This is a genomic window from Nocardioides aequoreus, from assembly GCF_000720335.1.
Classification (GTDB): domain Bacteria; phylum Actinomycetota; class Actinomycetes; order Propionibacteriales; family Nocardioidaceae; genus Marmoricola; species Marmoricola aequoreus.
The window spans coordinates 400,046-421,961 of record NZ_JOJN01000003.1 but is presented as its reverse complement, the minus strand read 5'-3'; the positions used below and the strand labels follow the sequence as shown (position 1 = coordinate 421,961).

Below are 21,916 nucleotides of genomic sequence, written 5' to 3'. Positions count from 1 at the left end.
GAGACGCGTGTCCGCATCCCGAGAGTGCCGGGGTGTGCCCCGGGGTCTTGGGTGGGGTCAGCCGCGAGGTCGCGGCCAGAGGTCGCGGCAGGCCTCGACCGCGCGGTCGAGCGTGGCGGGGTCGGAGGCGACGACCAGCCCGCGACCCCCCGAGCGAGCGTCGTACGGCGTGCCGTCGGCGTGGGCGACCGCGCCACCGGCCTCGCGGACCATGAGCGCGCCGGGGAGGTGGTCCCAGGGGTTGGTGTGGCCGTAGAGCAGGTAGTCGGCCGCACCCTCGATCAGCCGGGGGTAGTCGACGCCGCAGCAGACCCAGGACCCGCGCAGCGAGGGCAGGCCCTCGGGGTGGCGCCCGCGGCGCGACCAGATGGACGTCGCTCCCTGCGGCTGGTCGCCGGCGGGGGCGCGGCGCACCTGCTCGCCGTCACGGGTCACCCCGGCGCCGTGCTCGGCGACCCACGCGCGCCGGTGCTCCGGCTGCCAGATCCAGCCGCGCACCGGCTGGCCGTCGCGCACCTCGCTGACCATGACGGCGTGGTCGGGCGACCCGGCGACGAAGTTCTTGGTGCCGTCGACCGGGTCGACGGTGAAGCCGTGGTCGGCGGCCACGAAGCGCGGCAGCAGCTCGCGGTCGAGGGAGAAGGCCTCCTCGCCGAGCACGACGGCGTCGGGGTACGCCGCCCGCAGCGCCGCGGTGATCAGCTCCTCGGCCTCGCGGTCGGCGACCGTGACGAGGTCGCCGGGGCGCTTCTCGTCGATCTGCTCCTCGCTCAGGGAGCGGAAGCGCGGGGTCACCACCTCGGCGGCGACCTCCTGGACCAGCGCGAGGACGGCCTCGGTCGAGAGCGGCACCGCTGCAGGCTATCGGGGCCGTCCGTTCACGCCGTGCGCGCCCGCGAGGGGCAGCGTGAAGTGGAAGGTCGCGCCCTCACCCTCGGCGCTCTCCACCCAGACCCGGCCGCCGTGCTGCGCCACGATCGCCCGGGTGATGGTGAGCCCGAGCCCGGTGCCGCCGCGGTCGGTGGCGTCGCCGGACGTGACCTGGTGGAAGCGCTCGAAGACGTGCTCGAGCTGGTCGCCCGGGATGCCCGGGCCCTCGTCGCGCACGGAGACCACGGCGTGGCCGTCGAGTGCGGACGCGCCCACGGTCACCGCACTGCCACGGGGGGAGAACTTCACCGCGTTGCCCACCAGGTTGACCAGGGCCTGCTCCACCCGGTCGGGGTCGGCCCAGACCACGTCGGACCCGGGGGCCTCGACGACCAGGCTCACCCCGGAGCCGGCGGCCAGCGGTTGCAGCGTGGCGGCGGCGTCGCGCAGCAGCCGCGGGAGCGGGACGCGGGAGCACTGCATCCGGAACTCGCCCGTGGCCAGCTTCTCGGCGTCGATGATGTCGTCGACGAGGCGGCTCAGCCGCTCCACGCCGCGGCTGGCGTTGGCGGCCAGCGACCGGCCCACGGGACTGAGGTCGCCGGCCTCGCCGTCGGCGAACATCTCCAGGACGCCGCGCACGGAGGTCAGCGGCGTCCGCAGCTCGTGGCTGACCGAGGAGACGAACTGGCGCTTGACCTGCTCGACGGCGATGCGGTCGGAGACGTCGCGGAAGGCCGCGACGGCGCCCCGCGGCAGCTCCTGGCCGTCACGGAGCTCGGGCGCGGCACTCAGCTCGACCGGCACGATCCCCCCGTCGGAGCGGCGCAGCTCGGTGTCGACGCCGCGCAGCACGCGGCCGCGACCGACCTCCTCGAAGGGGCAGTCGTGCGGCGCCGGGGTGCACAGCGCCTCGCACGCGTCGCGTCCGACGAGCTCGCCGTCACGGGCGACGAGCAGCCGGCGCGCCGCGGCGTTGACGAAGATGACCCGTCCCGAGGGGCCGATGCTCACGATGCCGTCGCCCACGGTGTCGAGGATGCGCACGTAGCGCTCGGTCATGCGACGCAGCTCGGTCGTGCGCTCGGCCACCTCCCGCTCCAGGCGCCAGTGGAAGCGGCGCGCGTCGGAGGTGACCACCAGGTGCCGGGCGATGACCACGGCCGCCACCACGGCGGCCAGCACCCGTTGCGGCCCCAGCGGCAGGCCGCCGAGCACCACGGTCAGCGCGGCCAGCACCACCGACGCCTCGGGCGCCGCGAGCACGACGCGCGCCGTGCGCTCCCCGAGCTCGGAGCCGGCGCCGCGGGGTCGCGCGGCGACCCGCGCGGCGAGGCCCAGCAGCAGGCTGCCGACGCCGACCGTCCACGACACCGGCGCGGGGGCGACGTAGGCGTCGGGAGTCAGCGCGGCGTACGCCGTGGCGCCGACCAGCCAGACCGCGAAGGCTGCGGTGAGGAAGGCGAGCTCGGGTCGGTCCGCCTGCACGTGGTGTCGGCTGAGCTCGTAGGCGACGGCGAGCATCGCCAGCGAGGCGGTGGGGTAGGCCAGCGCGAAGACCAGGTCGGCGCCCGCCGACGACCTGAGCTCGCCGCCCATGAGGACCACGGCGCCGACCAGCGCCACGCTCGAGACCAGCACGGCCACGTCGAGCCAGGTGCGCAGCGTGAGCCCGCGACTGCGCCGGGGGCGCGGCAGCACGACCAGCGCCGTGAGCACCGCCAGCATCGCGCCGCCCTGCAGGGGATAGATCAGGCTGTTGATGCCGCGGTCGGGCAGCACCACCGAGACCACCGTGACGAGGTTGGCCGCCGGGAAGAGCACGGCTGCCAGGGTCAGCAGCCGCCAGCCCGACGCCCAGCGGCCGTCGCTGGCGACGGCGGCGCGGCGGCACCAGACCACCACCGGCACGCAGACGCCGACCACCGCCAGCTGGGCGACCACGGCGGCGACCAGGGAGGACGACGCGACCAGGGCGGCCACGCCGCTCGCCAGCACGAGGACGACGACGAGCCACGGCGGGGAGCTCACCGGGCTCGGTCCTGCCGCACGCACACCCCGCCCCATCCCCAGCGCGGCGCGGCGTCCGGGCACGCCGCGCAGTCCTCAGGGCGGCATCGTAGTGCCTGGAGCGGGTGCCGGACCGTCAGTGAGCGGCGGGCTCCAGGGCGAGGTCGTGGAGCAGCAGGGTCTCGGCGAGGCAGACCCGGGCGAACTCGGCCAGGTGCAGGCCCTCGTTGGCGCCGTGCGCCCGCGTGTCGGGGTCCTCGACCCCGGTCACGAGCACGCTGGCCTCCGGGAAGCGCTCGAGGAACTCCGCGATGAAGGGGATCGAGCCGCCCACCCCCATGTCGATCGGCGGGGTGCCGTCCCAGGCCCGCTCGAAGGCGCTGCGGGCCACGTCGTACGCCGGTCCGGTGGCGTCGATCGCGGTGGCCTCGCCGGTGTCGACGACGTCGACGTCGAGCTGGGCTCCCCACGGCACCGTGGCGTCCAGGTGCGCGGTGAGGGCGGCCAGCGCGCTCTCGCAGGTGTCGCCGGGGGCGATGCGCATCGACAGCTTGGCCCGGGCGACGGGGGTCAGGGTGTTGCTGGCGCCGTCGACGCGCGGGGCGTCGATGCCGGTGACGGTGAGCGCGGGCTGCGTCCACAGCCGCTCCACCGCGGGACCGGTGCCGACCTGCTGCACGCCCTCAGCCAGGCCGGACTCGGCGCGGAGCCGGTCGAGGGGGTAGTCGACGTCGGCGGCGGGCGAGGCGTGCAGGCCGGCGACCGCGAGCCCACCGTCGGCGTCGTAGAGCTGGGAGAGCAGCCGGGCCAGCGCCATCAGCGCGTCGGGCACGACGCCGCCCCACATGCCCGAGTGCACCGCGTGGGTCAGCGTGCGCACGGTGACGTCGACCCGCACCAGCCCGCGCAGGCTGGTGGTCAGGGCGGGCACGCCGATGTCCCAGTTGCCGCTGTCGGCGATCACGATCACCTCGGCACGCAGGTCGTCGACGTAGCGGGCCAGCAGCGCGGGCAGGGTGTCGCTGCCGACCTCCTCCTCGCCCTCGACGAAGACCGTGACCCCGACGTCGAGGTCGTCGCCGAGCGCGCGGATCGCAGCGAGGTGGGCGGCGATGCCGGCCTTGTCGTCGGCGGCGCCGCGGCCGTAGAGCCGCCCGTCGCGCTCGGTGGGCTCGAAGGGCGGCGAGTCCCACTCGGCGTGGTCGTTCTCCGGCTGCACGTCGTGGTGGGCGTAGAGCAGCACGGTCGGGCGACCCTCGGGGGCCGGCCTCGTGGCGATCACCGCGGGCGCGACGCCGTCGTCGTGCGCCGTGACGATGCGCGTCCGGAGGCCCTCGGCGGCGAAGAGCGCGGCGGTGGCCTCGGCGCTGCGCTGCACCTGCTCGGCCCGCGCCGGGTCGGCGCTGACCGACTCGATCCGCACCAGGTCCTCGAGGTCCCGACGGACCCTCGGCAGCTCGGCCTCGACGCGCCTGCGCAGCTCAGCGATGTCCATGACGCGGACCCTACGGGGCAGCCGTCTCAGCCCAGCGGGAGGTACGCCGCCAGGTCGGCGCGCTCGCCCGAGGCCCGCACGTGGCCGGCGGCGAGCTCCTCGGCCCAGGTGGTGCGCCCGGTCGCGAGGGCGATCCAGACCTCCGCGTCGAGCTCGACGACGGCGGGCGGGGTGCCGCGGGTGTGTCGCACACCGGGCACCACCTGGGCGGCGGCGTACGGCGGCACGCGCACCTCGACCGACGCCCCGGGGGCGCGCTCGGAGAGCACAGCGAGGAAGTGCTTGACGAGCAGCTTGAGGTCGGCGCGGGTCGGCTCGTCGCGCGCCAGCGCCTCGGCGACCTGCGCAGGGTCGGCGGGACGGAGTCGGGCGGGCACGGAGCGACCCTAGGCGACGCCCCGGACCTCGGGCTCCGGGGCGCCCACGAGCTCGCGCGAGGCCGCGGGAGCGGCCCCGACCACCTCGTCGGCCGTGCGCGGCACCGCCACCACCGGCAGCGTGAAGCCGAAGGTGGAGCCCACGCCGAGCTCGCTCTCCACCCAGATGCGGCCGCCGTGCCGCTCCACGATGGAGCGGGTGATCGTCAGGCCGAGGCCGGTGCCGCCCTTCTCCTTGGCGTCGGAGACGCTCACCTGGCGGAAGCGCTCGAAGACGTGCGGCAGGTCCTCGGCGGGGATGCCGCGGCCCTGGTCGCGCACCTCGACCCGCACCTCGCCGTCGGCGCTGCCGGCGTGCACCTCGACCGCGTCGCCGGGAGCGCTGAACTTCACGGCGTTGCCGATCAGGTTGACCAGCGCCTGCACCACCCGGTCGGGGTCGCACCAGACCGGGTCGACCTGCAGCGGCTCCAGGAAGATCCCCACGCCGGTCTGCGCGGCCAGCGGTTGCAGCGAGGTCACCGCGTCGAGCAGCACCTCCTCGAGGTCGGTCGCGACGGGCACCACGCTGAAGGTGCCGGCCGCGAGCTTCTCGACGTCGATGATGTCGTCGACCAGCCGACCCAGGCGCTGCACGCCGCGCTCGGCGGTGACCACCAGCGAGCGCGCCGTCGGCGTCAGGTCGCCCGCGTCGCCGTCGGCCAGCACCTCCAGCACTCCCCGGATCGAGGTCAGCGGGGTGCGCAGCTCGTGGCTGACCGAGGAGACGAACTGGTGCTTGTGCTGCTCGATGGCCCGCTTGGCGCTGACGTCGCGGAAGGCGACGACGACCCCGTGCAGGTCGGAGTCGCGCTCGTCGGGCTTGGGCGCGGCGGTGAGCTCGACGGGCAGCAGGGTGCCGTCGCGGTGCAGGTACGCCGTCTCGACGTCCTGCAGCGCCGCCCCCGTCTCGAGCACGAGCTGCACGGCGCACTGGCGGTGCGGCTCGGGGCAGAGCACCTCGCAGGCGTCGCGCTCCAGCAGCTCCTCGCGCGACCAGCCGAGGCGGTGCAGCGCCTTGGCGTTGGCGAAGGAGATCCGGCCGCGGTGGTCGACCCCGATGATGCCCTCGCCGACGGCGTCGAGGATGCGGCCGTGGCTCCCGGTGACGAACTGCAGCTCGTCGGTGGGCTCGGCGACCATGCGCTCCAGCTGGTCGCAGGTGCGGGTCGCCCGGGTGGCCTGCCACACCTGGCGGACCGCGGCGAGCCCGCCGGCGAGCGCCGTGAGCGCCCAGTCGACGGCACTGCGCGGGCCCACCAGGAGCACCACCCAGCTGACGGCCAGGATGAAGACGTCGGGCCCGACAGCGGCGGCGTGACGGGCCGCGCGGGTGGCGCGCGGGGCGGCCGGCAGCGGACGCTCGTGCGGCAGCGGCGGGTGCAGCGCGGCGCGGGCGGCGGCCGCGACCAGCGCGAAGCCCGCGGCGTACAGCGCGTTCGCGAGGACCTGGGCACCGGAGCTGCCGGAGACGAGGTCGACCAGGGTCGCGCCGTCGGCCACCGTCCACAGCGCGAGCGCGGCCGCGACCAGCAGCAGCGGGGGACGGCGACGCGGCCCGCACCGGCGCAGCACGTCGACCGCGGTGACCACGAGCCCGAGGTCGACCAGCACGTAGCCGAGGGCGAGCGCGGTCTCCGCGGGGCTGGCGTCGCCGAGCACGCGCCGCAGCAGCAGCAGGTGCAGGAGCAGCAGCAAGCAGGCGAAGAGCACGACCCCGTCGAGCCAGGCCCTCGCCCGCTCACCGGGGCGCCACGCTCGGACCGGCAGCCGCAGCAGCGCGACCCAGGTCAGCAGCAGTCCCGCGGCGTACGGCGCGTGCAGCGCCAGGCCGGCCTCGGAGAGCGGCTGCCCGAGCACCGTCTGCACCGCGTGGGTGACGCCGCTCCAGCTCCAGCACACCAGCGCCAGCGTGAGCAGCGACCACGCCAGCCGCTCCCGACCGCGGGAGTGGCGCGCCACCCGGGCGCACAGGAGCGCGGCGTACCCGCCCAGGAGCAGCTCGGCGGCGTCGACGGCGCGGGGCACGGGCAGCAGCCGAGGCACCACCAGCGCGGCCGCGAGGACCACGAGGCCCGCGACTGCGCCGAGCAGCACGGGACGCCGGCGTAGCAGCCGCACGCGCTCCACCATCGCCACTCCCCCGGGGACCACGCGCCCGCAGCCGCGGGCAGCGCCGCCAGGCTCGCACATTCACGACAAGTCGGGCGCTAGTTACGAAAGCCCACCGAAGGTGGACAAGACCACCGGGATGCGCGGCTCGACCCGGAGCGGGACTCAGCCCAGGGCGGCGGGCAGCGTGGCCGTCCAGGCGGTGCGCAGCTCCTCGACCGGCACCGCGAAGGTGCCGACCTCGAGCACGTCGCCGCCGGTGCTGCCCAGGGCGGTCACGGGCACGCCGTGCTCGCCGGCCAGGGCCAGCAGCTCGGCCTCCTGCTCGGGGGCCACGGTGACCAGGCACCGCGCCGTCGACTCGGCGAAGAGGGCGACGAAGGGGTCGCCGGGCAGCTCGACGGTGCAGCCGATCCCGCGCGCCAGCGAAGACTCGGCCAGCGCCTGGGCGAGCCCGCCGTCGGAGAGGTCGTGGGCGCCGCCGAGCAGCCCGCGGCCGGGCCCGGCCTCGGCGAGCAGGGCGGCGAGCGCGGCCTCCGCGCCCAGGTCGACCCGGGGAGGCAGCCCGCCGAGGTGGCCGTGGACCACGTGGGCCCACTCCGACCCCGACAGCTCCTCGCGGGTCTCGCCGAGCAGCAGCACCCGGTGGCCCGCGGCGGTGAAGCCGGTGGGGGTGCGCCGCGTGACGTCGTCGATCACGCCGAGCACCGCGACGACCGGGGTGGGGAGGATCGCGGTCTCGCCTGTCTGGTTGTAGAGGCTGACGTTGCCGCCCGTCACCGGGATGCCCAGCTCGACGCAGGCGTCCTTGAGACCGCGGCAGGCCTCGGCGAACTGCCACATCACCGCGGGGTCCTCGGGGCTGCCGAAGTTGAGGCAGTCGCTGATGGCCAGGGGCACCGCACCTCCTGCGGCGACGTTGCGGTGGCTCTCCGCCAGCGCCAGCTGCGCGCCGGCGTACGGGTCGAGCCGGGCGAAGCGACCGTTGCAGTCGGTGCTGACCGCGACGCCGAGCCCGGTCTCCTCGTCGACGCGCACCATGCCGGCGTCGCTCGGCTGGGCGAGCACGGTGTTGCCGCGCACGTAGCGGTCGTACTGGTCGGTGATCCAGGACTTGTCGCACAGGTTGGGGCTCGCCAGCAGCCGCAGCAACGTGCCGCGCAGCTCCTCCCCACCCGAGGGCCGCGGGAGGTCCTCGGCACGGTCGGCCTGCAGCGCGTCCTGCTCGTCGGGTCGCGCGAAGGGGCGCTGGTAGGTCGGACCGTCGTGTGCCACCGAGCGCGGCGGCACGTCGACCACGCGCTCGCCGTGCCAGTCGATCTGCAGCCGCTCGCCCTCGGTGACCTCGCCGATCACCGTGGCCTCGACGTCCCACCGCTCGCAGATCGCCAGGAAGCGCTCGACGTCGGCCGGCTCGACGACCGCCATCATCCGCTCCTGGCTCTCGCTCATGAGGATCTCCTCGGGCGCCAGCGAGGAGTCGCGCAGCGGCACCCTCTCGAGGTCGACGTGCATGCCACCGTCGCCGGCGCTGGCCAGCTCGCTGGTCGCGCACGAGAGCCCCGCCCCGCCGAGGTCCTGGATGCCGGCGACCACGCCGGCGGCGAAGAGCTCCAGGGTGCACTCGATGAGCAGCTTCTCCTGGAAGGGGTCGCCCACCTGCACGCTCGGCCGCTTTGTCGGTCCGCCGTCGGAGAAGGTCTCGCTGGCCAGCACGCTGACCCCGCCGATGCCGTCGCCGCCGGTGCGGGCGCCGTAGAGCACCACCAGGTTGCCGGCCCCGCTCGCCTTGGCCAGGTGGAGGTCCTCGTGGCGCAGCACGCCCACGCACAGCGCGTTGACCAGCGGGTTGCCGAGGTACGTCGCGTCGAAGACCGCCTCGCCGCCGATGTTGGGCAGCCCCAGGCAGTTGCCGTAGCCGCCCACGCCCGCCACGATCCCGGGCAGCACCCGGTGGGTGTCAGGCGCGTCGAGCGGGCCGAAGCGCAGCGGGTCCATCACGGCGACCGGGCGCGCGCCCATGGCCAGGATGTCGCGCACGATGCCGCCGACGCCGGTCGCGGCGCCCTGGTAGGGCTCGACGTACGACGGGTGGTTGTGGCTCTCGACCTTGAAGGTCACGGCGTAGCCCTGACCGATGTCGATCACGCCGGCGTTCTCGCCGATGCCGGCGAGCATCTTGCCGCGGCGCGTCTCCTGCGGGATCTCGGAGAACTGCTTGAGGTGCACCTTGCTCGACTTGTAGGAGCAGTGCTCGCTCCACATCACCGAGTACATCGCCAGCTCCGAGCTGGTCGGGCGGCGGCCGAGGATCTCGCGGATCCGGGCGTACTCGTCGGGCTTGAGCCCGAGCTCGGCCCACGGCTGGTCGCGGTCGGGGTCGGCGCCCGCGCGGCTCACGGTGTCGAGCGAGGACAGGACGGGCGAGGCAGCGGGCTCCGGCACGGCAGCAGTCTAGGGAGAGCGGGGCGGAACGCCGTCGTCCGCCTCGGCCAGACGCTGCTGCAGCCGGGCGCGGACCTCCTCGGGCGTGAGCTGCGCGCGCTGGCGCTGGTCACGGGCGATGATGGCCCCGGTCGCGGCGACCCCGGCCACGCCGGCGACGCCGAGCACCTTCCACAGCGACAGCGTCACGAGAGGACCCCCAGCAGGATGCGCACGAGCCCCCTCAGTCTGGACGAGGCCGTCGACCTGACCCGCACCGGGGACCTGTGGCTCTTCCGCGGTCACTCCGCCGCCGACCGGGCGATCCGCACCCTCACCAACGCCCCGGTCAACCACGTCGGCATGGCCGTGGTCCTCGACGACATGCCGCCGCTGATGTGGCACGCCGAGCTCGGCAAGGGTCTGCGCTGCGTCTGGAGCGGCAGCCACCACCGCGGGGTGCAGCTGCACGACCTGCGCGACGCGGTCACGCAGTGGTGCGGGCGCTACGAGCAGCACGCCTGGCTGCGCCAGCTCGACGCGCGCGTCACCCCGGCCCAGGAGGACGCGCTGCTGCGCACCATCGCGCGGCTCGACGGCACCCCCTTCCCCACGACCGTCTCGCTCGCGGCGCGCTGGGCGCGCGGCCGCGTGCACCACTCCGCCGGGGTGGAGACGGCGTACTGCGCCGAGGTGGTGGCCACCACCTACACCGAGATGGGCCTGCTCGACCCCGACCGGCCCGCCAACTTCTACGACCCCGGCAGCTTCTGGTCCGGCGACGGCCTGAGCCTGCTCGGAGGGGCCCGGCTGGGGCGCGAGATCGCGGTCGACGCACATTGAATTACATTTCTGTAATTCCCGCGACCGTGTTACCGCTGTGATTTCTGGGATTAAAGTGGCGCGCTATTCCCCCCATTCTTGGAGATTGCGATGCGCTTGGTCCCCCGGCCCACGGTCCTCGTGGGCGGTCTGGTCGCCGTGCTCACCGCGGGCGTGCTCTCCGCCCACGGCACCCCGGTCGCCGCGCCCGCCGAGCTCGAGCCCGTGAGGCTGGCCGCGTCGTCCAACCCGGTCACGCCCGGCGACTTCACCGGCCGCGCCTTCGACCAGTGCGAGACGGTGAGCGAGTCGGCGATGCGCACCTGGCGGCGGCACTCGCCGTACCGCGCGGTGGGGGTCTACATCTCCGGTGACTCGCGCTTCTGCAAGACCCAGAAGAACCTCACCGCCGGCTGGGTGCGCAACCAGCTCGCCGACGGCTGGCGGCTGATGCCGATCACGCTAGGCCCACAGGCCTCGTGCTCGCACCGCTTCCCCCGCTACAGCTCGCGCGTCGACCCCGTCATCAGCTCGGCGACGGCCAACACCTACGGCAAGGCCCGCTCGCAGGGCCGCGCCGAGGCCGAGGACGCCGTCCGCGCCGCGAAGCGACTGGGCATCGTGCCGGGCAGCACGATCTTCTACGACCTCGAGGCGTGGAACCTGCGCCACTCGACCGCGTGCAACGCCTCGGCGCTGTGGTTCACCTCGGCCTGGACCCGCCGGCTGCACCAGCTCGGCTACGCCTCCGGCTTCTACTCCAGCGCCGCCTCGGGCATCAAGCTGCTCGACGACGAGCGGGTGCGCGCGGGCAGCCCCCACACGCTGCCCGACCAGATCTGGATCGCCGACTGGGACGGCAAGCGCAACACCAAGACCACCTACATCCGCAGCGACGGGTGGCAGGACGGCGGCCGGGCCAAGCAGTACCGCGGCGGCCACAACGAGCGCTACGGCGGCGTGACCATCAACATCGACAGCAACTGGCTGGAGCTGCGCACGCCGAAGCTCCCCGGCGGTGCCGCCACCCCGGCACCGGCTCCGGAGCCGGCCCCCGCGCCGCCGGCCACCGGGCGGCCGTCGAACCCCACGCCGCGCCACACCGGCACCGACATGAGCGACGCGAAGTGCTCGCCCGCCTCGATCAACAAGCAGTCCTACCGGCGCACCGGCTGGAACCGGCCGGCCAACCTCACGGCCCTGCAATGCGTGCTCAAGCAGCGCGGTCGCTACCCCTACCAGGTCACCGGCCAGTGGAACGACCCCTTCGAGCAGGGCATGCGTGCCTTCCAGCGCAGCGTCGGGCACAAGGCGCGGCCCTACTTCGTCACCCAGAACTGGGTCGCCCTGCACGCCTCCGGGCTCACCGGCCGCTCGATCGGCTCCCGCTCCACCGGGCCCGACGTCACCTGGCTGCAGCGCAGCCTGAACGCCGCCACCGGGGCGCGGCTCGGCGTGACCGGCCGCTACGACGCGGCCACCGCCCGGGCCGTCGCCGGCTACCAGAAGAAGGTCGGTCTCCCGGCCACCCGGACCGTGGGGCCCCGCACGCTGAAGGCGCTGAAGGCCGGCCGGATCAGCTGAAGGACGCCGCGCGCGCGAGCACGCTGGTGAAGAAGCCGAGACCGTCGGTGCCGGGACCGCACAGGTCCTCCACCGCGTGCTCGGGGTGCGGCATCAGCCCGACGACGTTGCCCGCCGCGTTGGTCACGCCCGCGATCGCCCGCTGCGACCCGTTGGGGTTGGCCCCGACGTAGCGGGCCACGACCTGCCCCTCGCCCTCCAGCCGGTCGAGGGTCGCGGCGTCGGCCACGTAGGACCCCTCGCCGTTCTTGAGCGCGACGGTGACCTCTTGGCCCTCGGTGTAGTCGGAGGTCCAGGCGGTGCGGGCGTTCTCGATCACCAGCCGCTGGTCGAGGCAGCCGAACTTGCGGTGGTCGTTGCGGATCAGCGCACCCGGCAGCAGGTGGCTCTCGCAGAGCACCTGGAAGCCGTTGCAGATGCCGAGGACGGGCACGCCGCGACCGGCCGCCTCGACGACCTCGGTCATGACCGGGGCGAAGCGCGCGATCGCGCCGCAGCGCAGGTAGTCGCCGTAGGAGAAGCCGCCCGGCAGCACCACGGCGTCGACGCCGCGCAGGTCGTGGTCGCCGTGCCACAGGGCGACGGCCTCACCGCCCGCGAGGCGCACGGCGCGGGCCGCGTCGACGTCGTCGAGCGAGCCGGGGAAGGTCACGACACCGACCCGGAGACCGCCCAGGCCGTCGGCGCTCACGGCTCCACCCGCACGGCGAAGTCCTCGATGACCGGGTTGGAGAGCAGCGTCTCGGCCATCCGGTGCACCTCCGCGAGCACCTCGTCGGTCGCCTCGCCCTCGACCTCGAGCTCGAAGCGCTTGCCCTGGCGCACGTCGACGACGCCGGCGAAGCCGAGTCGTGGGAGTGCTCCGTGCACCGCCTTGCCCTGGGGGTCGAGGATCTCGGGCTTGGGCATCACGTCGACGACGACTCGGGCCACGGGGGGTCCTTCGCGGGCTGGGGGTGCAGGACGCCGGTGAGTCTAGTCGTCGGCCACGCGGCGGCGTACGAGCGGACGCAGCACGAGCGCCACCGCGGCCAGCCCCACCCCGCCGATGGCCCACCACACCGCCTCGTCGCGGGCGGGGGCGAGGGGGTCGGGGACGGCGCTGAGCGGCTCGGCGCCCGAGGCCGTGACCTCGTCCTCGACCGGCGCGGCGTCGGGGGCGGCGGGCCCGGCGCGGCGCTCGTCGAGGTCGGCGGTCAGGGCCTCGTAGGGCTGGATCAGGCCCCAGCCCTGGGCGTCGTCGCGCTGGTCGGCGACGGGCCGGCGGGCGGTGCTGGTGATGCGGTAGCGGATCTCCTCCGCCGTCGCGCGGGGGAAGCGCTCCTTGAGCTGGGCCGCCAGGCCGGCCACGAAGGGGGCCGACCAGCTGGTGAGCGTGGCGTCGTCCTGGCAGTCGCCGTAGGACTGGTAGGTGACCAGCACGTTGGTCCCCGGCGCCGACACGTCGACGTGCGGGCCCTGGATCGAGCGCGAGTCGACGACCCCCTCGGCGTTGAGGGCGGAGACGCCGAGCACGGTCGGCTCGGAGGCGGGATAGCGGTCCTGGACGACGGTCTGCTCGGGGTCGGCGACGTTGTCGCCCGACGCGGCGACGACGACGACGTCGCGACGCTCGGCCAGCTGCAGGGCCGACTTCATCGCGGCCAGCCCGGAGCTGTTGGCGGGCACGCTGAGCGAGACGTTGACGACGTCGGCGCCGTTGTCGACCGCCCACCGGATCCCCTCGGCGATGCGCTCGCCGGTCAGTGGCGCGGCGGGCTCCGGCGCACCGTCCTGGCGGACCCGGTCGAAGACCCGCACCGGCATCAGCTGCGCGTCACGGGCCACCCCGATCATGCCGCTGGTGATGCCGGGGATGGCGCGGGCGCCGATGATGCCCGACACCGCGGTGCCGTGGCCGTAGCTGTCGGTGCGGCCGGCCGTGGTGTCGCCCGGCACCAGCGACGTGCCGGGCACGACGCTGCCCTCGGGGAAGTGCCGGTTGCCCAGGTTGATGCCCGAGTCGACGACGGCGACCGTGACGCCCCGGCCGGTGGCCACGCCCCACGAGGCGGGCACGGCCAGGTTCGTCAGCGCCGGCGAGGGCTCCTCGGCGTACTGCGTCTGACCCTGGGTGCAGGCCGGGGCGCCGCCGTCGGCCGCGTCGGCGGCCAGGGCCGCCGGGGCCGGCACCAGGCTCAGCCCGCCCACCGCGAGGGCGGCCACGACGAGGCCGGCGGCCCGGCTCACGACGAGCCGCCGCTGCCGGTGACGGGGTCGTTGGCCGCCTGCGGGTCGAGCACCGGCCCGGAGTCGAGCAGCGCCAGCCAGGGCTGCGGCATCGGCCGCGGCGCCACGTCGGCGTACCCGAGCGCGGGCAGCGAGGCGCCGTCGCCCCGGGCACCCACGGCGTACGCCGTGCCGGAGCCGTCGACGAGGTAGACCGAGCCGCTGTCGAGCACGCCCCCGCTGATCGCCCGCACCACGGCGCCGATGCCCGGCGCGACCGAGGCCCGGACGTCGGTGCTGGTCGGCACCGCCGAGGGGTCGTCGGCGACCGCCAGGCTGACCGCCGGGAGGGAGTCGGGAGCGAGGTCCATGCGCACGCAGGGCGAGGCGGGCTGCTCGAAGGCCGTCGGCACGGTCTGCGGCCAGGTCTCGTCGCCCACGGTCTCGCCCGGCGCACCCTGCAACCCGGTGGCCTCCGCCGACTCCAGGGAGACCGGCTGCCGCTGGCTCTGCAGCACCTCGTCGGTGAACTCCGAGGTCGCGACCAGGGTGCCGTCGGCCCCCAGGACGTAGCTGCTGCCGGAGACCTCGACCGGCGTGCCGACCCGGCGCAGCCGGTCGACGCCAGTGTCGACGTCGGTGCCGTCGCCCTCGATCTCGGGGAGGCCGAGCGGCGCACCCTCCTCGAAGAGGCTCAGGAAGAGGCCCGAGACGGGCAGCGGCTCGGTCTCGAAGCCGAGTCGGCGCAGCACCAGCTGACCCTCCTGGCCACGGGCCACGGGGTAGCGGTAGCGGTCGACCAGCAGGTACTGCGTGCGCTTCGAGCTCACGAGCAGCCCCTGGCCGGTGGCCGGGGTCGAGGCGGGCGTCGAGGTGAGGGTCAGCCGCACCCCGCCCTGGGCATTGGTGCAGGCCGTCCACCCGTCGTCGACCAGGGTCGAGGGCAGCACCTCGGGAGCGCCCTGGATGCCGATCGTCGGGCCTGCGTCGGCCGCCGCGATCATGTCCTCGTCGATCGTCAGCGGGTTCAGCTGGTCGGCGCCCATGAGGAGGCGGGCGGAGGTGATGTTGAGCACCGGGAAGAGCGTGCCCTGGTAGGCGTAGAAGCGGGAGCCGCTGTCCTTGCCGATGACGAGGCTCTGCTGGTCCCAGTCCTTCGGGGGCGGCTTGACCAGGAAGCCGCTGACCGCGGCCCCGGCCACCACGAGCAGCGCCAGGACGACCCCGCCGACGATGGTGCGGGTGTAGCGCACCGGCTCGACCTCGCGGCCCCCGGGAGCACCGCTCACGAACGCCGTCACCAGGCGTCGGCGGTTGAAGCCGTGCGCCTCGACCAGGTCACGCTTGGTCGACACCTGTGCGTCCCTCCCCGTCGCTCATGTCCCGCTGTCCCGGCCCGAGCCGTGACGACGCCGGGAGACCCATGGTCTCCCGGCGTCGTGCCCGCTGTCCTGGTTTCAGGTGGTCAGCCGGCCACGGTCGCGCGGTGACGGCCCGCGCCGCGGCGCGGGCGCAGCAGCACCGAGCCGCCGGCGAGCAGCGCCGCACCGAGCCACAGCAGGCCGGCGTCGTCGGGCGCCCCGGTCTCGGGCAGCCCCTGGGTGGTCGGCGCCGCCGCGGCCTCGGGGACCGTCGGCGTGCTCTGGCAGACCACGGAGCCACCGCACTGGGTCACGGTCGACCCGACGCCCTCGGGCTGACCGGCGACGGAGCCGATCTGCTCGCCGGCCGCCTGGCCCTCACCCTGGTCGCCCTGGCCGCCCTCGATGGTGCCGAGGTCGCCGCCGTTGCCGTTGCCGTTGCCGTTCCCGTTGCCGTTGCCGTTGTCACCGTCGTCACCGTCGACGGGCGGCAGGCCGCAGCCGTCCTCGGCACCGTTGTAGTCCGTGCCAGTGCAGGGGACGGGCTCGGGGTCCGGCTCGGGCTCCGGGTCCGGCACCTCGGGAAGGCCGCAACCGGGCTCCTCACCGTTGAAGTCCTCCTGCCCGGGAGGGCACTCCTCGGGACCGGGCTCGACCGGCGGCACGGGCGGGTCGGTCGGATCGGGGACGATGCACTCCGGCAGCGTCGAGCCTTCCTCGCAGTCCAGGACGTCATCGACCAGGTCGTCGACGGGTGCAGCTGCGGCCGCCTGGGCGGTCTGGCGGGCGGCGAGGCGCTCCGCGGCAGCCCTCTCGAGGGCCGCCTTCTCCGCGGCCGCCTTCTCCGCGGCAGCCTTCTCAGCCGCCGCCTTCTCAGCCGCCGCCTTCTCAGCCGCCGCCTTCTCAGCCGCCGCCTTCTCAGCCGCCGCCTTCTCAGCCGCCGCCTTGTCGGCCGCGGCCTTCTCGTCGAGCAGCCGGGCGCGGTGCGGCTCGCACTCCTCGGAGACCTTGCCGGTCCTCTCGAAGTCCTGGCGGCACTGCTCCAGGGTCGGCACGTCGTCGGCCGACACCTCGGCCGCGACCGACGGCGAGGCCAGCGCGCTGACCACGAGACCCATGGCGAAGAGCAGGGTCGCGGCGGAGCGGCGTGCGCCGCGGGTGGTACGTCGCCGCGCGCGCGGCACGGACAGGGTGTTCATCGGTGGTTCTCCCCCCACATCAAACGACTGCGTCGCCCAAGACGACGCACAGACTAGACATCACAACGTGCAGGACAGCGGCGGGGTACGGCGGCGCCGCACTCCGGCTCTCCCCCCGACTGGTCAGCGGCCCACGCTCCCCACGAGACCGATGGCGACGACCGTCAGCGGGATCATCGCGACCAGCGCGACGAGCTCCACGACGTCGCCGAGGCGGCCCCAGCGCACCGAGGTGGGGCGCGGGACCAGCGTCGAGACGAGCAGGGCCACGGCGACGACCGCGAGCGCGACCGCGAGCACCGAGAGCCAGGTCGGCTGCAGCGCGACGATGCCGAGGCACACGGCCAGCAGCACGGCCAGGCCGCAGGCCAGCCCGGTGGCGACCTCGGGACCGACGCGGTACTGGCGGGTCCGCAGCAGCAGCACCAGCGCGGCGCACACCGCGACCAGGGCGCCGGTGACGCCCAGGGAGACCGCGACGGGCGCGATGCCGACGGCGACGAGACCCACCGTGACCGTCACGGCGAGCAGCACCTCGTGCCCGAGGCGCGCGTCGCGGCGCACCGCCTCGGCGTCGACGGGGGCGACCTCGTCGGGCATCAGCTCGGCGTGGTCCTGGGCCTGGGGCACCCGGGTGCCCGTGGCCGAGAGCGCCACCCACGGGACGGCGCTGCCGGCGACGACCACCAGCACGAGCGCCACCAGGTGCACGCCGGCCGAGGGCAGCGAGGTCAGGCCGCCGAGGGAGCCCGTCACGGCGAAGACGGTGCCCGCGGCGACGGCCGGCACCAGGGCGGCGCGACGCTCGGGCAGGCCGACCATGGCCACCAGCCCGGCGGCCACGGCGGCCGCGGCGCCGACGGCGAGCGGGAGCCCGGCCGCGGTGTCGCCGGGCATCGCCACGATCCCGGCGGTGGCGGCGTACCCGACGCCCGACCAGGCGAGCATCACGGCGGTCTCGTGCTCCTGCCGGACCTGCGCGAGCACGACCGCCGCCACGAGCAGCACGACGGCCACCACGCCGGCGGCCGCGCCGGCGACCACGTCGGGGCGCTGCAGCCCGAGGCAGAGCGCGCCGAGGGCCAGCAGCAGCGCGGCGGCCACGAGTGCCGTGCGGCGTCCGGTGGCGGGGTCCCAGGGACGCAGGTCGTCCTCGACCACGTCGGCCATCGCCTCGACGACGTCGTCGTAGACCCGCGGCGGCCGCTCGTCGACGCCCGCGGTGAGGGTCAGCACGGCGCCGGACTCGACGCCCTGGCCGAAGAGGCCGACGGACCCGTCGAGGGGGCGGCCGTCGGCGGCCACGAGCCGGTAGCCGGCGTAGACCGTCTCCGCGTCGAGCAGGTTGGTCGAGCGCGCCAGCTCGGGCAGCAGCTCGACCACGGCGACGTGCCCGGGGAGCGCCAGGTCGGCACGCCGGTCGCCGACGACCAGGGTGACGCGCAGCAGCGCCCCGCCGTCGGTCGGCGGGGTGGCGGCACCGTCGGGGACGGCCGTCTGGGTCATGCAGGCACCTCCGTGCGGCTCGGGAGGACCAGTCTCTCCCGGGCAGCGCGTGCTCGTGGTCGGTTCCGGCTCATCGCGCCGGAGGGGTGGCGGCTCAGCGGATCACTCCGGGGGTGATGTCGTCGTCGTCGATCCAGTCCTCGTCCATCACCATCGCCTCGCGGCCGGGCTGCTTCCGGTCGGCCCCGCCGCGACCCGAGCGCGCCGCGCCCGCACCCGAGCCGGGGACGCCGCTGCGCCCGCCGCGGCCGCTCGCCGCGCCCTGGCCGGCGCCGCGGCCGGCGGCCGCCCCGCCCTTGGCTGCTCCGCCCTTGGCTGCTCCGCCCTTGGCTGCTCCGCCCTTGGCTGCTCCGCCGTTGGTGGCACCGCCCTTGGCGGCACCGCCCTTGGCCGAGGTCCCGCTCGTGGCGGACCTGGCCGTGCCCGCGGTCGAGCCGGGCTTGGCCGCCGAGGCTCCCGTCGCGCGCGAGCCGGTCGCGGCCGACCCGGGCTTGGCCGATGACGCACCCGGCCGCGACCCCGGGGCACCGGAGGCCCCGGCGCGACCCGCGCCCGCGCTGCGGGCGCCCGGCTGCGAGGCACCCGGACGCGCACCGGACGACGCACCACCAGCACGACCCGCCTGCGAGGCACCCGGACGCGCACCCGACGACGCACCACCCGCACGACCCGCCTGCGAGGCACCCGGACGCGCACCGGACGACGCACCACCCGCACGACCCGCCTGCGAGGCACCCGGACGCGCACCGGACGACGCGCCACCGGCGCGACCGCCCTGGGCAGCCCCGGGGCGGGCTCCGCTGCCGGCGTTCTTGCCCAGCACGCCCGAGGAGGTCTGTCCGGCGCGTCCGCCCATCACCGGGCGGCCCGCCGACGCTCCGCGCGCACCGGCCGCACCGCCCCGGGCACCTCCGGCGCCGGCACCACGCGCGGCGGCACCGGCCGCACGACCCGCGGCACCGGCCGCGCCCGTGCCGGCCAGCCTGCCGAGCATGCCCTTGCCGCCACCGATCGCGGCGGCGGCGCCTCCGGCCGCCATCCCGGCCCCGCTGCCGCCGGTGGCGAGGCCGCTGCCGACGCCGGCACCGGCGCCGCCGGCGCCACCCTGGGAGCCGGACCCGCTCGTCGTGCCCGCCGGACCGTCGACCGGCTGGCTGCTGCTGCCGCTGCCGGTGGTGTTGGGACGCCCGCCGGTGCCGCCCCCGAGCACGGGGGCGAAGGCCGAGCCCGCGCCGATGGCCGCCCCGGCGTAGGTGCCCGAGGTGCTCGTCGAGTAGGGGCCCGAGCCCGAGGGCGACGCGCTGCCGACGGCCCCGGGGGAACCACCGGTCGTGGTCCCGCCGGGCGAGCTGGTGTCGGTCATGCCCTGGTCCTGGTAGCCCACGGCCCGGGACATCTCGCCCTGCGCGTCGGTGAGCTTGGTGTTCATGTTGCGCACGGCCGCGGCGGCGGCCGCCTCGCGTGCTGCGGCCTTGCCCTCCTCGGCCTCGACGGCGGCCTTGTGCTGCTGCGCGGACGCCGGGGTCGCCGAGTCGGCGAGCGGCTCCACGGGCGAGGCCCCCGGGGGCAGCGAGCTGTGGGCGCGCTGCGCCTCGCCGAGGGCGGCGCCGGCGTCCTGGATCGCGCGGCCGCCGGTCACCATCTGCTGGCCACGCGTGCGCACGGCCTGGGCCATCGAGGTGAAGGCCGCCGCGGCAGCCTCGCCACCGGTCCCCTCGGGGTACGCCGCCAGGATCTCCTCGCGGGTGGCCTCGAGGTCGGTGGCGACCTGCTCGAGCGACTCACCCGCAGAGCCCCACACGAAGCCGGTGAGGCCGATCATCGTGGTGTTGGCCTCCAAGGCCTGTGCGAGCGCCTGCTCGTTGGGTCCTGCACTCATCGCTCCCCCTCGTCTCGGTGTCCTGGCTGTGGTGTCTGGGTGCCGGTCGCGCTCGACCGGAGTGCCGCCTCGTCGGCGTGGCGTCGGCGGCGGGCGGCCACAGCGGCGGCGCCCAGCACGACCAGCGCGATGCCGCCGCCCGCGAGCAGCGCCCCCATGGGCGGGCCCTGCGTCGCCTCGTCGTCGCCGGCCGGCTCGTCGGTGGTCCCGGTGTCGGCCGTCTCGGGGTCGGCGGCGGACTCCTCGGACGAGGCGTCCTCGCCCTCGGCCGCGCCCGTCTCGGTGGCGCGGGCCTCGTCGTAGACGTCGCTGAAGCGCTCGACGCTCGCCATCGGCGTCTCCTCCTGCAGCGGGTTGACGTCGGGATAGCCGCGAGGGTCGAGCAGCATGGCGTTCTGCAGGTTGAGCAGGCCGTAGCCCACCTGCTCGTCCCACGTGAGCGGCTGCACCTCGCCGTCCTCGACGTGGTGGATCATCGCCTGCACGAGCTGGTTGCCGGTGGCCTCGGGGTAGCGCGACTTCAGCACCGCGAAGGCACCCGAGGTGAGGGCGGCCGCGCCGGAGGTGCCGGTGCGCGACCCTCCGGAGACCCACTCGGAGGTGCCGGCCCGGTAGCCGCCCGCGAGGGTGTTGACCCCGGGGGCGAGCAGCGTCGGGTCGCCGATCCCGCGCGACTTCCGCGCGGACGCCTCCCAGTCGAGGATGCCGGGGTTGTCCTTCCACGGCTTGCCGTCGCTGTCGGCGGCCAGCACCGCGACGACGCCGCGCACCGTCGCGGGGTAGCGCATGGTGTCGTACTCGCTGTCGCGCTCGCCGGCCGCCGCCACGACCACGGCACCCATGCGGATCGCCCGCTTGACGTAGGGGTCGATCAGCGAGGTGTAGCCGTCGAAGGAGAGGTTGATGACGTCGGCGCCGTCCCTCGCGGCGCGGACGATCATCTTGCCGGTCTCGAACTCGTCGCAGTCGACCTCGTCGTTGTCGGGGTCGGTCTCGAGGCTGTAGAAGCGGACCTCGGCGTCGGGGGCCACGCCCACGACCCCGCGACCCTCCGCCGCGTTGCCCTGCCCCTGGCCGGCGATCAGCGTGGTCATCGCCGTCCCGTGGTCGGCCCGGGAGTCGGTGAGCACCGGCGTGCGGGTGCCCTCGCAGCCGGGCCGGATGGTGACGTCGGCGCCCTGCAGGTCGGGCACGTCGGGGTTGACGTGCGAGTCGACGACCGCCACCACGACGCCCTCGCCGGTGGCCTCCTGGTGGACCTCCTCGACGTTCATCGCGTTGTACCACCACGACTGCACCCCGGCGCCGTCCGGGTTGGCGTCCGCGGCGGTGGCGGCGGGGGCGGTTGTCAGGGCCAGGATCGAGGCCCCCGCCGCGACCGCACCCCGCCGAAGCGCGCGCACCGTCAGTCCTCGCCGAAGCCCGTCGAGGTGGGGCCGGCGTTGTCCTCGGCGCTCTCGGCGGCCTGCTCGGACGACGACGCCGGGCCGCCGTCCTGGGCCTGCGGCGCGCTGGCCTGCTGGGCGCCCGTGGTGTTCAGCGCCACGTCGCCCCGGTACTCCTCGAAGGAGGTGATGGTCGCGAGGTCCTGGTCGACGTAGTGCTCGCCGAAGCTCGCCAGCGCCGCCTGCACCTCGGCGTCGGTCTGCTCGTGGGCCTCGGCCGAGGCGACCAGGTTGGCCCCGAAGGACTGCAGGTCGCTGAGGATGCCCTCGATGGTGGCCACGAAGGCCTCCTTGGCCGCCTGCTGCTGGGCGTGGAACTCCTGGGCCAGCGGCACCGAGGAGAAGTGGGCCGCCGTGGGCTCGATGTTCTTGAAGGTCGTGGTGCCCTCGGAGGTCGCGGCCTCGAGCTGCGCCATCGTGGTGGTGCCGATCTCGCGGATGCGCTCGATCGAGAGCTCGACGGCGGCAGCCGCGGCGGCGGTGCCCCCGCCGGAGTCGGGCACGATCATGTGGTTCTCTCCCCCTGGTGGCTCAGCCGGGTGGGCCGGTCCTCACGGACGCGACCCACCCGACTCGGTGCTGTGT

At 75.3% G+C, this 21,916-nt stretch carries 18 protein-coding genes; 2 read left to right on the top strand and 16 right to left on the bottom strand.

Annotated features, from left to right (window positions below):
• Positions 1–57: 57 nt before the first annotated feature.
• From IG63_RS0108450 to IG63_RS20565, 7 genes are all read right to left on the bottom strand, one after another.
• Positions 58–852, bottom strand: a complete 795-nt coding sequence (locus tag IG63_RS0108450) for an inositol monophosphatase family protein (protein ID WP_051706398.1) — start codon at positions 850–852, stop codon at positions 58–60.
• A gap of 9 nt (positions 853–861) precedes the next feature.
• Positions 862–2,901 carry a sensor histidine kinase gene (locus IG63_RS21425; RefSeq protein ID WP_051706396.1) on the bottom strand — a complete coding sequence of 680 codons (2,040 nt, stop codon included), beginning with the start codon at positions 2,899–2,901 and terminating at the stop codon, positions 862–864.
• A 115-nt stretch (positions 2,902–3,016) separates the two neighbouring features.
• Positions 3,017–4,375: a dipeptidase gene (locus tag IG63_RS0108440; RefSeq protein WP_030483933.1), complete on the bottom strand. Its 1,359-nt coding sequence runs from the start codon at positions 4,373–4,375 to the stop codon at positions 3,017–3,019.
• Positions 4,376–4,401: 26 nt separating this feature from the next.
• Positions 4,402–4,752: a sterol carrier family protein gene (locus tag IG63_RS0108435; RefSeq protein ID WP_051706395.1), complete on the bottom strand. Its 351-nt coding sequence runs from the start codon at positions 4,750–4,752 to the stop codon at positions 4,402–4,404.
• Positions 4,753–4,761: 9 nt separating this feature from the next.
• Positions 4,762–6,924: an ATP-binding protein gene (locus IG63_RS0108430; RefSeq protein WP_157210077.1), complete on the bottom strand. Its 2,163-nt coding sequence runs from the start codon at positions 6,922–6,924 to the stop codon at positions 4,762–4,764.
• 144 nt (positions 6,925–7,068) lie between these two features.
• A complete protein-coding gene (gene purL, locus IG63_RS0108425) occupies positions 7,069–9,348 on the bottom strand; it encodes a phosphoribosylformylglycinamidine synthase subunit PurL (protein WP_084596838.1) in 2,280 nt (759 codons plus the stop codon).
• 9 nt (positions 9,349–9,357) lie between these two features.
• The gene (locus IG63_RS20565; protein WP_036194739.1) at positions 9,358–9,537 is read right to left on the bottom strand and encodes a hypothetical protein; all 180 of its coding nucleotides are present in this window, start codon (positions 9,535–9,537) and stop codon (positions 9,358–9,360) included.
• A gap of 18 nt (positions 9,538–9,555) precedes the next feature.
• Between IG63_RS20565 and IG63_RS0108415 the strand changes: the two genes are divergently transcribed.
• Together IG63_RS0108415 and IG63_RS21420 are read left to right on the top strand one after the other, a co-directional pair.
• Positions 9,556–10,170: a hypothetical protein gene (locus IG63_RS0108415; RefSeq protein WP_030483929.1), complete on the top strand. Its 615-nt coding sequence runs from the start codon at positions 9,556–9,558 to the stop codon at positions 10,168–10,170.
• A gap of 90 nt (positions 10,171–10,260) precedes the next feature.
• Positions 10,261–11,733 carry a glycoside hydrolase domain-containing protein gene (locus IG63_RS21420; RefSeq protein ID WP_051706393.1) on the top strand — a complete coding sequence of 491 codons (1,473 nt, stop codon included), beginning with the start codon at positions 10,261–10,263 and terminating at the stop codon, positions 11,731–11,733.
• On the opposite strand, the gene purQ is transcribed toward IG63_RS21420, so the two are convergent.
• From purQ to IG63_RS0108365, 9 genes are all read right to left on the bottom strand, one after another.
• On the bottom strand, positions 11,726–12,424 hold the full coding sequence (gene purQ, locus IG63_RS0108405; protein WP_036194737.1) for a phosphoribosylformylglycinamidine synthase subunit PurQ: 699 nt from the start codon (positions 12,422–12,424) through the stop codon (positions 11,726–11,728). The two genes, IG63_RS21420 and purQ, sit on opposite strands and share 8 nt — an antisense overlap.
• Positions 12,421–12,666, bottom strand: a complete 246-nt coding sequence (gene purS / locus IG63_RS0108400) for a phosphoribosylformylglycinamidine synthase subunit PurS (protein ID WP_030483926.1) — start codon at positions 12,664–12,666, stop codon at positions 12,421–12,423. Before purS ends, purQ begins: the two co-directional genes overlap by 4 nt.
• A gap of 42 nt (positions 12,667–12,708) precedes the next feature.
• Positions 12,709–13,962, bottom strand: a complete 1,254-nt coding sequence (locus tag IG63_RS0108395; protein ID WP_030483925.1) for a S8 family serine peptidase — start codon at positions 13,960–13,962, stop codon at positions 12,709–12,711.
• Positions 13,959–15,296, bottom strand: coding sequence for a type VII secretion protein EccB (gene eccB / locus IG63_RS0108390; RefSeq protein WP_030483924.1), 1,338 nt, complete (start codon positions 15,294–15,296; stop codon positions 13,959–13,961). The genes IG63_RS0108395 and eccB overlap by 4 nt, the downstream gene beginning before the upstream one ends.
• Positions 15,297–15,406: 110 nt before the next feature.
• On the bottom strand, positions 15,407–16,501 hold the full coding sequence (locus IG63_RS23270) for a hypothetical protein (RefSeq protein WP_051706391.1): 1,095 nt from the start codon (positions 16,499–16,501) through the stop codon (positions 15,407–15,409).
• Between the two features lie 123 nt (positions 16,502–16,624).
• Positions 16,625–18,007 carry a type VII secretion integral membrane protein EccD gene (gene eccD / locus IG63_RS0108380; protein WP_030483922.1) on the bottom strand — a complete coding sequence of 461 codons (1,383 nt, stop codon included), beginning with the start codon at positions 18,005–18,007 and terminating at the stop codon, positions 16,625–16,627.
• 94 nt (positions 18,008–18,101) lie between these two features.
• Positions 18,102–19,886, bottom strand: a complete 1,785-nt coding sequence (locus IG63_RS21410) for a hypothetical protein (protein ID WP_051706389.1) — start codon at positions 19,884–19,886, stop codon at positions 18,102–18,104.
• Positions 19,883–21,289, bottom strand: a complete 1,407-nt coding sequence (locus IG63_RS0108370; protein ID WP_030483920.1) for a S8 family peptidase — start codon at positions 21,287–21,289, stop codon at positions 19,883–19,885. Before IG63_RS0108370 ends, IG63_RS21410 begins: the two co-directional genes overlap by 4 nt.
• A 2-nt stretch (positions 21,290–21,291) precedes the next feature.
• The gene (locus IG63_RS0108365) at positions 21,292–21,840 is read right to left on the bottom strand and encodes a hypothetical protein (protein ID WP_030483919.1); all 549 of its coding nucleotides are present in this window, start codon (positions 21,838–21,840) and stop codon (positions 21,292–21,294) included.
• Between the last annotated feature and the right edge of the window lie 76 nt (positions 21,841–21,916).

Bases quoted from the DNA above. Each gene is read 5' to 3' on its own strand.
- IG63_RS0108440 (WP_030483933.1), bottom strand. From the start codon at position 4,375: ATGGACATCGCTGAGCTGCGCAGGCGCGTCGAGGCCGAGCTGCCGAGG.
- IG63_RS0108430 (WP_157210077.1), bottom strand. From the start codon at position 6,924: ATGGTGGAGCGCGTGCGGCTGCTACGCCGGCGTCCCGTGCTGCTCGGC.
- IG63_RS0108415 (WP_030483929.1), top strand. From the start codon at position 9,556: ATGCGCACGAGCCCCCTCAGTCTGGACGAGGCCGTCGACCTGACCCGC.
- IG63_RS21420 (WP_051706393.1), top strand. From the start codon at position 10,261: ATGCGCTTGGTCCCCCGGCCCACGGTCCTCGTGGGCGGTCTGGTCGCC.
- IG63_RS23270 (WP_051706391.1), bottom strand. From the start codon at position 16,501: ATGAACACCCTGTCCGTGCCGCGCGCGCGGCGACGTACCACCCGCGGC.
- eccD (WP_030483922.1), bottom strand. From the start codon at position 18,007: ATGACCCAGACGGCCGTCCCCGACGGTGCCGCCACCCCGCCGACCGAC.
- IG63_RS21410 (WP_051706389.1), bottom strand. From the start codon at position 19,886: ATGAGTGCAGGACCCAACGAGCAGGCGCTCGCACAGGCCTTGGAGGCC.
- IG63_RS0108365 (WP_030483919.1), bottom strand. From the start codon at position 21,840: ATGATCGTGCCCGACTCCGGCGGGGGCACCGCCGCCGCGGCTGCCGCC.